Here is a 13,211-nt window from a genome sequence, read left to right on the forward strand (position 1 = left end):
GTTCTATTTACTTGATCGAATCATATAAAATAGCCATTGCGATCAAGGGATTATGGCCCAGGTAATCTTTTGACGGGCTATTGTATTTAGTCTGCGGCTTTCTTTTCAGATCTTCCGGATTACCCCCCAAAGAATCATAAAACTCCCAAATCGTTCCCGTTCTTTTAAATTGTTTGGCTGTTTCGTCAAGTGCTTTCTCCAGGATCAATTTTGCTCCGTCTTTGCGTCCGTAATTCAAACAGGCTATGGCCGCCCAGTATGACATGCTGTTCCAGGCGGGCCCCCTCCACATTCGTTTTTCAAACTTTGGATCTGTTTTTCCTATAGTTGCGATGGGGTGAGCTGTCAGAAAAACGTTGGGATTCATTAGATATTTATCAATATATCTGTTAGCCTGGGCCTTAGTAGCGGCACCAACTACCAATGGCCACATACTTTCAAAGGCAAGGTGACGGAAAGAAGGGTCCTTAACGGCCCAGATATCATAGAACATTCCATCCTCATTTACATATAGATCATTTTGTATAAACGTTTTTAGTTCATCTCTGCGCTTTTTGTACCAGTTATCATCCAATCCAAGTTGCGCAGACCATAGCGCAGCTATTTTATACAAATTATACACATGCGATGTAGCATCAACACACGCCAGAGGGCCTTTCTTAACATCGTCAAAACGTACACCTTCATCAACTCCGCTTTCCCATTTTTTTAGCAGGATGTCATTATAAAAAAAACCTTCTTTCCCGGCTTTTCTGTTTTTTTCAAACCAGGCTATTTGTTTTATTAATGCCGGATAAAAACTTTTGATGATACTCCGGTTCCCGGTATGATCAATGTAATCCTGAACTGCTATGGGCCACAAGGGCGGATGTCCCGCTGTTGTCTTATCCCAATGTACACTATCTCTTTTCGATATACCTCCGGGCATGTAGATCGACCCGGGTATTAATCCTGACGGTTCCTGATTTTTTATGTCATTGAAAAGCTGGTGTAATGCATGTTGTGGAAAGGATGGTATCTCGTCTAAAACGATATGAACAATATCCCAATGGCCAAAAGCTTCTCCATAAACATAGCCAGGACCTATTCCCTCCCATTCATAATCAAATGGCCAGATTGCAGCATGGGTACTTAATTTATGCAGTTTAGCTACATAGGTCAGCATCGGTCTCCATTCGGACTTTCCTGAAAGCGAAGCAACGTTATCGAGTTGCTGCCAGCTTCCGATACTATCTGAAGTGATTCTAGATTGGGCGATTAGTTTAAAGCCCGGAATAACGATTAAAAAAAATGCAAAGCAATAGGTTTTGAAAATACCGAATCTCATACTTTAAAGGTTAGCATACCAATATGCTTTTTAGTTGGGCCAACATCTTTCCGTTAAGGATAAAATGATCGTGACTCAACAAAAAATAATGATTAGTTCACTAAGCTATATAAAAGACAGTAATTCAATTTAAAACCGGCTATTCAAAAGCCGTCCAAAAACCGTTCATAATTATGAACCTTATAAACAACTGAGGATTAACAAGATGCAAATTTAGGTTTTAAAAACGATAGAGAGGTTTTCCGTCGATGGTTGTCAGGGTACAACTTTTTACAAACCCGGTACCTTCAAATTCAACGGAAAGGCCCTTAAGTTCGCCCAGTGATTTTTGATAAGAACCCGCGTAAATTTGCTTACCGTTAACCGATAGAACTACATGCTTTTTACGATTAACAAGTCGCAAGGTATTCCATCTTTCCAGATCAATAACAAATTGTGAAAGATTATTTTCTGCGCCTTGATAAGTTTGCTCGCTAATGATATTCCAGACATGAGAACTACAGCCTGGGTTGACCAATTGAAAGCGTATGGATCCGTTTTGGCCGTGTATATTGAACTGAACGCTATGGCAATATATGCCTTTTTCTAATAAATTATTTTTAACTGAGGTTTCAAATATAAAATCATCAGCACCTGCCCCTACTGAAGTAAAATTGCATAGGCGGGTAAAATTTGATGTGGTAGTATCCAACCCAACTTTTTGCAATTGAACATTGCTGATATGAAACAAACTATCCTTACCAACTTTTACAGCTGGAAACTCATAGTAGTGATTCTGCAGATCACGCTGACGATGAAAACCCATGCCAATCCATCTGTCTGAATGAACATAAGTTTTGACGGTATTGAGCATCTCTTTTCGCGTTTGAAGAACTACGTCAAATATGCCCGGAAACAAATAAATATGTGTGCAGCGCTTCTGCCCCGGTTTAATGTATATAATAGGAGATCTGTCGCCAAAATCTACAAAAAGACTGTCACTTGTATCGCTTGATCTAATATCAAAAAAAGCGGTGGCAGGCAAAATGCCTTCCATACGTTCAAGTTTAATACTGGCCATCTTGTTATTTGCTGGTTTAAATACCTGCCAGATGAGTAATCCAATAATTAAAACAAAAATACATAAGCCTATTACCAACAGCCCTCGGGAATATCGAGATTGTGTTATTTTATTTCCACTGATAATTGGAGGTTGTTTTACTGCAGCAACATATTTACCATAACTTTTTAATGCTTCTATAGTGGCTTGCTGAGGCACATAATCATCATCCATCGCAGTTTTACCGAATATCCGTTTAAGCGTACTTAAACTGATGCTTACTTTGGTTTCCCGCTGTATCTCCTTACTTAATTCATTGAAATCGCTTTGACGCCAATACTGTGCACTTCCACGGTCAAACCTCGTTTCACAGCATTGAACAATTTCATTAAGCAAAGCCTTTTTATTCATTACGCCAAAGATAATGTAGCGTTGGCATAATTCTTAATAGGTATTTAATTGCTTATATGCGGATACTGCGAATTTCTCTTTGTCACCATTTTAATTAAAATTGAAATTAGAGTGAGCCGGGATACATGTTCTATGCTTTTTACTAATCAAACCAACGCTCTTTCCAGTATCGTTTTTACTTGGGGCCTGCAGCTGCCACAGCCCGTACCTGCTCCGGTGTTTTTACAAAGATCTGCAAAGGCGGTGCAACCGCTCTTAATTTTGTCAATCAGGTTCCCTTCGCCCACACTGTTACAGGAACACACCAACGCTCCCTTAACGGGTTCAGATACTTTACCTTCTCCGCGAAATATCTTATCCCTTTTTTCGCCCAATGGCAGGTCATTGGCCATCCAGTCTTTGAAATCCATGATCTCGCTCTTGTCGCCTATCAATATGGCGCCCACTAAACGATCTTTATGAATGATGCATTTCTTATAGAAATGATATTTTTTATCTACAAAAACAATTTCCTGGTATTCGGCATCATCCGGAGGTGCCTGGGTTAGCCCGATAGAGCATACGTTAGTACCGGGCACTTTAAGAATATTGGCACTCAAGGTGCCATTGTATACCTGGGTGGCATCCCCATTTAAAAAGGCGGCCGCAACATTGGCATGCTGTTCTGCAGCTGCAACAATACCAAACATTTGCGATTGCCACTCCACAATTTCTCCAACAGCAAAAACAGATGGGTCTGACGTTTGCATCACATCATTTACCAAAACGCCGCGTTTACAATCCAGACCGCAGCTTTTTGCCAATTCTATATTTGGCACTGTGCCAACACCGTAAATAAGCGCATCACATGGTATTGTGCGATGGCTTTTCAGAAACACCGCACTGATTTTTTCTGCGCCAATAAATTCCTTTATTTCATCCTCAAAATAAATATCGATGTTCCTGTCCCGAAGTTGTTCTGTAAGCAGTTCGCTCGCCAGCACATCCAATTGTCTGTCCATCAACTTAGAACCGCGAACAACTATGGTAACGTGCGCACCTATCTCTTCTAACGCACCGGCTACCTCCAAACTCACCAAGCCTGCGCCAACCACCACTACCTTATCGCTTGGCTTAATCTGGAACATTAAACGATCCACATCATTTTTAGAGCGGATAGTATAAATACCCGCACAATTGTTGGGAACATTGGGTGGAACAAATGCACGGCTCCCCATGCCCAGCACTAAAAGATCATACGTATGCTCCTGGTGATTAGAGTCAATAACGTATTTGCGCTCTCGGTTTATGTATTCAACGCTTACCCCCTTATGCATGGTAAACCCAAATTCTTCTTCTTCCGTTTCCGGCAGTGTAACCAGTTTACCCCAGGCCTCGCCGGCAATATATTCAGGCAGTAAAACCCGGTTATAAAAGGGCAATGGCTCCTTGCTGAAAACGGTGATCTCATCATCCACGTTATACTCGCGGTACTTCTTTATAAAAGCCAGCGCGCCTGACCCTGCTCCAATAATCAGTACCTTTTGCTTAGGCTTTTGATGTTTTCTTACCTGAACAGCGCATGTTGGAAAAGCAATAGCGGGAGCATTACAAACCAAGAGCGATTGCCGGCGCTCTGCTTCGGGGAAAACAAAATCTTTAGCCAAATGCAAAGGAAGACTGATCACCCCATTCTTAACCTGTTCATTAATGCTAACCTTGGCCAGCAGCGTATGTTTAGAATTAAAGACTTCTATAATATCATCCTGCCTTATCTGGTACCGCTTAGCATCGGCAGCGGTTATATAAGCAAAAGAATATTCTTCTAGTTTTTGCTTTGGGGCAGTCGTATTAAAATAACAATCGTAATTGATGGATACCTGTATTTGCTGCTTTTGCCCTGACAGCCATTCGGCCCCCAAAGCGTTGATGTTGCTATAAATTTTTTTCGTCTTTGTGGCCGAATTGAGCTTTTCTACCTTTTTTGCCCGTTTAACGCTCTTATTATATTCATTAAAAATTTCGGCAGTGCTATTGTAGCGGAAGTTTTTAAGCCCGAGTTTATCAGCTAACATGGTAATCAATTCAATATCTGTTTTGCTTCCGCCCGCCGAACCGGTTAGCTTTGCAACAGCCGACAAAACATTTGACGGAGACATATACGTTCCTTCTTTTTCATACCATGAAGCTGCCGGGAGTATAACATCGGCATATTTAATAAAAGGAGAATTGTCGGCTACGTTTTGAAGAACAACAAACCTGGCATTTTGCATTGCTGTTATGATGATCTCTTCGTCCGCTGCGCTGTACACTGCATCAGGTTGTACCATCCAGATAACCTTCGGTGCGTTTTCCTTTAACTCCCTAATAAACCGGGACGAACTGAAAGCAGGCGGATAGGTGTAATTAAGATGATCCAGGCCGGTATCATAAATAAATGTATCCAGGTGATTCTTATAGGCAAGCAACAGCTTTTTGTATTCCGCAGCCCCCGTCTTTTCAAGACCTAAACCGATATCATCAATAATCAATAACCCCGACCCTTTTTTTTTGGCGTGGCCCGTAAGTAAATGAAGATTGATAAAACTCAGGTTACGCTCCATATTATAGCCGCCAAAACCTAACCCCTTACCTAAAATACTGATTATGTTTTTGGCTGTGATGAAGCAGGCAGCCACATGATGAATATCGGCCTCAGTCACCCCGCATAATTTCGCCCCTTCTGCAATTGTTCTGTACATCGCATATTCCTTTAATGCAGCCAGCTCTTCCGGAGCGTCATGAATTTCGTCGGGAAGCTCCAATTCAAAAAGCGCACGCGCTATTGCAGCATTCAGCATCATCTCTGTACCCGGAAATATTTGCAGATGAATATCTGCCAGGGCACTAATTTCATTTTGCTGTGTGCCTATGTAAATGAGTTTAGTTATGGGTTTAAGCGATTTAATGGCTTTAATACGCTCCCATAGCGGAGCGTGATAAATAGAAAGGTCTGATGACGCAATCACAAAGCAATCTGCCGTTTCAAGATCATCTTCTTTAAATGGCGGGGTGCTTTCGCCCAAAGCTACTTGATAACTAAGTGCGGCAGCATCAAAATAAGCAGGTGCAGGCGCTTGCCCAATACCGAGTTGAGATCTCAATTTATTGACCAGATGCCTTTCTTCCACCAAACTTCTGTCAGACAGGGAAACAGAAAATGTATCAGCTCCATATCGGTTTATCAATGATTTGATCACCGAGGCAAACCTGAACATCGCTTCGTCACTGGTTACCGTTGTTAGCGGGTAGTTCCTGTTGTAACGCATTTGCGGTGTGACATTAGCCGGTGATGGAGTTAACAGGCCGGCAATATCTTTTCCAAGCGGACAGAGATAACCCTTACTGACCGGGCTATCCGGATTTCCGGTAATCGTTATTTTACCATCATGCCTTTTGTCTACCTTAATGCCACAGCCTATTTTGCAAAGCAGGCAAGTGGATAAGAATGTGTGGTTTGCTGCTGTCTTTTTCAAACTATTCTGGCTTAATGTTTTAATGGGTTAGCACCTATAAATAAGTGCTAACCTTGCAATTCCTGCTTATCGTACGGTTGTACTCTTATAACTTAACCCCAAAACCGACATTGAATGTTCTGCCATCTGACGGTAAGATGCCCGGCCCTGGCAGAATGGTGATGCGTCTGGTGAAATATTTGGCGTTCAGCACGTTATTGATACTGCCAAAAATGTGATAGTTCTTGAGGAAGTTATAGTTAAACGACCAGTCGAATACGTGATAGGCCGGCACAATACCGCTCAGTCCCGTTGGATTAGATACCGTGTTATTTGCATCGGTATAGTACTCACTTACATAGCTGAGCTGTAAGGTGGTGCTTACATGACCATTTAAATAGGTTAAACCTGTCCGGTTAATATACGCTGGCGTACCTTCCAAATAATTGCCCTTCAAACTGATGTTGGTTGTGCCGCTGCTCAAAGTACCGCTGGTATAGCGAGCATGATTATAGCTGAACGAATTAAATACGCGGATATCTTGAACTGAAGCCGGATCGAAGGCTCGCCACAAAGATACCTGGGTGTATAGCTCTGCGCCCTTTGCCACCCCGTTACCTATATTGGTGGTGTAAATGTATGTCTGGTTAGCAGAGTTGGTTTCGGTCAGGTTACCAACCCTGTCGCCATAGTATACGTAGTAAAGATCAAAGTCATAATTAAAAATATTACCAACATTTCCCCGATAGCCCAGATCAATATTATAGCCCCGGCTATCCTTCAGGTTCGGGTCAACTACCGCCAGGTCATTTCCGGGTATGATGTTGGCGTAGGTAAAAGGCTTATAAGCCTGCGAAATATTACCATAAAACTGACTGCTATTTGTTAGCTGATATTGCAGGCCTGCCCCGAATAGCGGAAAATGACGTTTATTTTCATAAGAAACATGCGTTTTTGCACTGTTGATTACCCCATCAAGATTGGTATTAATGATCTCGTAACGAAACCCGGGCGTAAATGAAAACTTCGGGGTGATCTGGAAAAGATTCTCGGCAAATGCGGCATAATTGAGCGACCGTAATTGGAGGTCGATCCCGTAAGGAATTAAAACCGTTAAGTCATAATCAGAACCGGTGGTGCCTGTGGCTTTTTGCTTGCGATTTGTCCGCTCAGTAAAATAGCGAAGTCCTGAAGTAAAGGTGCTGGTTAGGTCACCTATCTGGTAGCTGGTCAGCAAGCGGGCCTCGGTGGTAAAGCCATAATAATAATCACGATCTACCTGTCGCGGATTAAAGGTGTTAAGCTTTTTATTAACCGTATCGGCAACGTTTGGATTATTCAAATACTGCACACTGTTGCGCTGACCAATGATACCGTGCGATGCTACCTCCAGTTTTGTATGGCTAGCCAACTGATAATTAAAGAGCAGCGCGGGTATATTAATCTCCGGATCGAAATAGTTGCGGGTACGTGTGGCCTGCTGCGGGTCGGCATTAAACTGTGCGTCGGTTAAACCACCGGCATCGTGTTCAAAAAAGTTTACCCTTGAGAATTGCAGGGCAATACTGCCCTTGCTGTTGAACTGGTATTTCAGATTAGCATAATACCATTGGCCGCTAAAGTCGGCATCCTTGCGCCATCCATTACCGGTGCGACTGGCAAAATAGGCATAGTAGCTCCACTTTCCGCTCTTACCGCCAACGGCATTAAACGAATTGAAATAGTTATTAGAGCCTGCAGATTGTTCGCTTTGTATACTGAGTACCTTACTGGTATCGCCTTCTTTAATCTTATAGTTTACCATCCCGCCAAACTGGCTGCCAAACTGCAGGGCCGCTGCACCTCTCACAATCTGGATCTGCTCAACGGCATCATATTGAGGGGTGTAATGATCTTCGGGATACCCGAAAATATCTGAATTGGTGATATAGCCGTTCTGGCGAACATTGGTTTCGTTAGAGCGATGCGTATCGGTGCCCCTGCTGCCGATATTCATTTGAAACCCGTTGCCGCTCAATTCCCATACGTTTACACCTGGTATAGTTGCAAAGATTTGCCGGATGTTACTGCTGGAGAGATTAGCCTTGCCGGCATCCGGCGTTAGCGAATAGGTCTTTTTGCCAGCAAAAAGATAAGTACCCTGAACATCGGGCAGATGTCTGGATTTATTTTCCTTTACGGTCACACTATCCAACCGGATCGTGGTATCACGAATCCCCTTTTTAGACCTTACAGGCCTGGATTGGGCACCTGCACGAAGACCAATAAAACATGACGCATTTAATAAAAAAACAGATAGCGATAGTAGATTTCGATTCATTTCTATGATTTTCGTTATACTTTTCTATATATAACGCTAAACTATAGAAAAACACAGATGTTTTATTAATGAAATTGGAATGATTTAAACATTTACTTAATTTTTTAAGAAAACATAAATAAACACAACCAAAAATAACTTTACTTAAAAATTCAAATCAAATATTTTATAAAAAATATCAAAATTTAAATACAAAAACCCTAAATACTTAACAATATATTCCAAATAGATACATTTACCACATAGAAAACCACCAAAACAGACCAAAAATTAAACATTCTTGCTGTTTTCAATCAAAAAATCATGAAATTTTTGTTGAAGACAATGAAATTCTTGAATTAGTTGAATCCCCTGATCAGTTACTACTGCCGTACCTCCTCCCTTTCCGCCTCTGTGAGAAATTACTACCGGGGCATCAAGCTGCGAGTTCAAGTGGTTAATGATATCCCAGGCTTGTTTATAAGACATTTTCATCTGAATAGCCGCTTGGCGAAGAGAACCAGAGGCCTGTATCCTTTCCAACAGTTCAACCCTGCCCGGCCCAAGCATTTGCTCGCCATCAATCTCCATCCATATTCGTCCGTTTAATTTGAATGTTATTTCCTTCATCGAATAATAAAGTTACAATACTCCGTTAATTCTTGATCGAATTAAATTTCAATTGAAACTGACTATAAGTAAGGGCGACACAATTAGCATTCTATAACAACACACCTTAATTTTAAAATATTAATTTACGTACAAACAAATTCTACTACTTACCTTTCATTACGTCCTTAACTATTACTAAAATAGCAGAAAGCCATTCAGCCCTTCGCTCGTGATCCCCGCTTCGCAAGAGATCGCAAGTTGCGAAAGAATTTAGGCCCATTGTGTATTCGACAATGGGCCTTTTTATTTTCATTAGTTAACTTTGAGTGCTTTTACATTTTGGCACATAAAATTAGACTATGGGACACAAAAAAGTATGTTTATCGTGTAGGTTCTGTCTGAACAGAGAAACTTGCTTTGATCCTGAAAAAGTGTTCTTATGTCCACAATGCAGGAAGCCAATGAAGCTATTACCTCATCGTTTCAGGCCACCCAAAAAGAATGATTTAAAAGGATGGCAATTGGTTAATTTCCTTATTGATAATGGATTTACATACCAACATATTTATCAAGTGGGGAAGAGTGAATTAGTTAAAGGCAAATACAACAATTACACGCCATATCCAAAAAACCTAAGCGATGCGAAAGAATTCATAGAGCAACATAAAAAGTATGCGAGGCCTAATAAACATTAGCTGAGATTTTTGACAGTCTGCCTTTTTGGGTTTAGTATCAATAAGTTATTCTCAAATGCCAGATTGATGTAAGATGTTCTAAATACCTTATTTCTGAGTGTGATACAATCTTTTGAACAATTATTTGTGTAGCACAGCTTTTGCACAGTTAAAATCTTTAAATAATTGATCTAAATAACAAAAGCCTCTAAATTGAAGTATCTAGAGGCTTTTGTTATTTGGTAACTATAAACAATTATTCTCTTTCCAACACAAAACGCCAAACCACCGCGCTTAAAATACTGCCCAGCACAGGTGCAACAATAAATAACCAAAGCTGTGAAACAGCCGTACCACCCACTAAAAGCGCCGGACCAATGCTCCGTGCCGGATTTACAGATACTCCGGTTACCGGGATGCCCACAATATGGATGAGCACCAAACTCAAACCGATAGAGAGCCCGGCAAAACCGCCATGTATATTTTTAGTAGAGGTAGAACCAAAGATGACGAGCAGGAAAATAAATGTAAATATGGTTTCGGCAACAAAACCGGCCATCATGCTGTAGCCTTGCGGCGATGCTGCTTCAAAACCATTTTGCCCTAAGCCGTGAGTAGCCACACTGTAACCCGCTTTACCGCTGGCAATAACCAGCAAAATGGCTGCACCTGCCAATGCGCCTAATACCTGCGCTATGATATAAATTATTGCTTCGCCGGCTTTCATGCGGCCGGCTACCACCATGCCTATAGAAATGGCGGGATTAATATGGCACCCCGATATATGGCCAATAGCATAAGCCATTGCCACAACCGAAAGCCCGAACGCAAACGAAATACCTAAAAGCCCCACACCACTGGTGCCATTTGCACCCGCAATTACAGCGCTGCCACAACCCATCAAAACAAGTACAAGCGTACCGAGCAACTCGGCCGAGAATTTGGTAATAGTCTTGGTTTCCATAAACTGAGATAATTAAGGTTAAAAGGAAATGCGGTTATAATTAATTAAATATAAATCAATTATGTTTAAAAACCATTGCTATATCATTACCAATATCTGCTGACATCCCAGTTACTCGCCCTGCAGCCAAAATTAAAAAGCCTCCAGGCATTATACCTGGAGGCTTTTTAGCACGCAATCAAAGATGCGTTTATTCCTGATGTCGGTTTACTTGATAGCTAATGTAATTACCGGCCAATACTTAGCGTAGATCTGCTTGGCTTTATCTACACTGTTGCCTTGCGGCGTCAACGGATAATCTTTACGGGCATTTACCCATTGCCACTCCCAATTTTTAATTTGTTTGTCAAAGGCATCTGCATCAAACGTTTTTTTACCCTGCATATCTGCAGATAACTGCGCAAAATACTGCTGCCAGCGTGGCTTATAAAAATCGCTGATCAGGCCGCTCCATTGGCGGCAGGCGTACTCATGCAGCGGGCAATCTTTATCGCCCCAGAGGGTAATCAAGTCTTTGGCGTTTTGCTCGTATAAATGTTTCTCTTGCGGGGGTATGCCGCAGTTGCGGGCGGTGGCAATCCATGGGCCCAACATAAAGTCTTTACGGGTAGCCAGCAGTACGTCCAGATCGTCCATCAAGGTGATGAACTGGGTGGTGTATTTCTTAAAATCAGCCTGATTTTTCTGACGATAGGCGTCAACCCATTTGCGTTGCACGGTGAGTGCATAATTAGCCAGCACCTGCCGGGTAACATCTACCACGTCAAACTGGTAGCCATCGCTGTTTTTCAGATCCTGGGCCGCTTTGATGAGCCCTTGCCAAGCCGGTAATAGATCTTGTGCCCGGTAGTTTGATTTAGTGGCCGTCCAACGGGTAAAAGTATCCAGCGTAGGCCGGGCCTGCAGGATGGATTCCGCTCCGTCGCGCACGTACTTATCAGCCGGAACAGTGTACACGGTTTTGCGCAGTATTTCCCAGGCCTTCAGCGCATCTGTATTAGACTTTCCGTAGCGGTTACGGATGTATTGGGGTAACCATTCATTCAGGTTAATGGGTTCATGGCGCCAGGTATTGTCGGTCAGCAACTCGTATAATACCGGGTTCTGCTCAATGGCTTCCATGGTTAGACCGATGCCGGTCATTTTGCCCCGGTTTGGATCTTTCATGGCCAATGCAGGCCCTTGAGCCGCTTCCTGCATCCGGCCAAACAAATTGGAGTTGCCGCCAAAGTTGTTCAGCATATTCCATATCCAGGGTTTTCCATAAAAGGCCCTGGTACGTTTCCATACAGGTTCAACTTCTGTCACCAGGTCAAGAATAAGCATCTTATTATCGGGTACTGCCTTTAGCAGCGCTTCGGTTTGCGGCTCGCGCCAAAACTGGCGGTCGCTAAAAAACAGCCAGCCCTGCATCACCCAAACGGCAGCCGTATCAACCTGATGCATGCCATCATACACGCGGGCACTCAGTTTACTCAAATATTCCGGCTCGTCAGACGGCGGTTCGTTTTCGTTAAACGTATCGGCAGAGTAATAATGATCGGTGCCCATCAGCTGCGTTTGCTTTTGCAGAAAGAGTTTGCCCAAACGCGCAAACATCGGGTCTTCCGAGTTGAGGATATACGTATCGGCAAACCCATTTTTCCAGTTGGTGGCCTTTAGTTTGGCTTGTGGAAACTTCTCTTTAAAGGCGGCAGGTACGTGCCCGGTAAAGGCCGGCAGCACGGGCTTCATGCCCAGGGCACGCTCGCGGGCCAGAATCTTTTTTTGCAGTTCAAAATGACTTTCCATCCAGTGCTGCGGCAGCGGGCCACCCCAACCATCCAGATTGCCCATCCAGAACCATGAGAAATAGGCCGGGCCGCTAAAAAAGCCTTTCAGCTCATTATCGGTAAAACCCAAATCTTTGTACACTTGGTACCAGGTATATTCTTCGCCGGTGATGGCCAGGGGCATATTAATGCCGTGCAGGGCCATCCAATCAATCTCCTTTTCCCAGCGCGACCAATCCCACCAGCTCATGCTGTAGTTAAACGTACAATAGTTAAGGTAGTAACGGAGCTTATAAGGCGTGTCTTTCACTACCTTGCGCGGCACCATGGGCAGCTTTGCCGGCAGATGCAGGTTGGTGCCGTTCCAGGTAACCTGGCAATGGGCATAGTTGGTTAAATAATAATATAGGGCCGATGCCACGGAAACGCCATTGTTACCGCGCAGAATAATCTTGCTGTTACGGCTTTCTACCTCAAAACGATCGCTCCCGCCGGGCGCCGCAATAGTTTCTACAGTAAAAGAGTGCGTGTAACCCGGCAGCAGCCGCTTAATCAACGCGGCCGACTCCTCTTTAACCGATTGAGCCTGGGCCATCAGCGTAGCTAAGGCCAGGCCAAATGTCAATAATCCTCTTTTCAT

7 protein-coding genes are annotated in these 13,211 nt (G+C 43.0%); all 7 read right to left on the reverse strand.

Going from position 1 to position 13,211, the window contains the following annotated elements; translation table 11 throughout:
- Positions 1-7: 7 nt before the first annotated feature.
- Positions 8-1,327, reverse strand: coding sequence for a trehalase family glycosidase (locus ABZR88_RS14805; protein ID WP_107826592.1), 1,320 nt, complete (start codon positions 1,325-1,327; stop codon positions 8-10).
- 220 nt (positions 1,328-1,547) lie between these two features.
- Positions 1,548-2,777 (reverse strand): hypothetical protein, encoded by a 1,230-nt coding sequence (locus ABZR88_RS14810; protein ID WP_107826591.1) that lies wholly within the window; start codon positions 2,775-2,777, stop codon positions 1,548-1,550.
- Between the two features lie 146 nt (positions 2,778-2,923).
- On the reverse strand, positions 2,924-6,271 hold the full coding sequence (locus ABZR88_RS14815) for an FAD-dependent oxidoreductase (RefSeq protein WP_107826590.1): 3,348 nt from the start codon (positions 6,269-6,271) through the stop codon (positions 2,924-2,926).
- 85 nt (positions 6,272-6,356) lie between these two features.
- Positions 6,357-8,570 carry a TonB-dependent receptor gene (locus ABZR88_RS14820; protein WP_107826589.1) on the reverse strand — a complete coding sequence of 738 codons (2,214 nt, stop codon included), beginning with the start codon at positions 8,568-8,570 and terminating at the stop codon, positions 6,357-6,359.
- Between the two features lie 270 nt (positions 8,571-8,840).
- Entirely contained in the window at positions 8,841-9,179 is a 339-nt protein-coding gene (locus ABZR88_RS14825) for a winged helix-turn-helix domain-containing protein (RefSeq protein ID WP_107826588.1), read from the reverse strand.
- Between the two features lie 912 nt (positions 9,180-10,091).
- Entirely contained in the window at positions 10,092-10,799 is a 708-nt protein-coding gene (gene aqpZ, locus ABZR88_RS14830; protein WP_107826586.1) for an aquaporin Z, read from the reverse strand.
- Positions 10,800-11,006: 207 nt separating this feature from the next.
- On the reverse strand, positions 11,007-13,211 hold the full coding sequence (locus tag ABZR88_RS14835; RefSeq protein WP_107826585.1) for an alpha-N-acetylglucosaminidase: 2,205 nt from the start codon (positions 13,209-13,211) through the stop codon (positions 11,007-11,009).

Source organism: Mucilaginibacter yixingensis, from assembly GCF_041080815.1.
GTDB classification, from domain to species: Bacteria; Bacteroidota; Bacteroidia; order Sphingobacteriales; family Sphingobacteriaceae; genus Mucilaginibacter; species Mucilaginibacter yixingensis.

Excerpts from the sequence above, each read along its gene's own strand:
- ABZR88_RS14805 (WP_107826592.1), bottom strand. The coding sequence starts at position 1,327 with ATGAGATTCGGTATTTTCAAAACCTATTGCTTTGCATTTTTTTTAATC.
- ABZR88_RS14810 (WP_107826591.1), bottom strand. The coding sequence starts at position 2,777 with ATGAATAAAAAGGCTTTGCTTAATGAAATTGTTCAATGCTGTGAAACG.
- ABZR88_RS14820 (WP_107826589.1), bottom strand. The coding sequence starts at position 8,570 with ATGAATCGAAATCTACTATCGCTATCTGTTTTTTTATTAAATGCGTCA.
- ABZR88_RS14825 (WP_107826588.1), bottom strand. The coding sequence starts at position 9,179 with ATGAAGGAAATAACATTCAAATTAAACGGACGAATATGGATGGAGATT.
- aqpZ (WP_107826586.1), bottom strand. The coding sequence starts at position 10,799 with ATGGAAACCAAGACTATTACCAAATTCTCGGCCGAGTTGCTCGGTACG.
- ABZR88_RS14835 (WP_107826585.1), bottom strand. The coding sequence starts at position 13,211 with ATGAAAAGAGGATTATTGACATTTGGCCTGGCCTTAGCTACGCTGATG.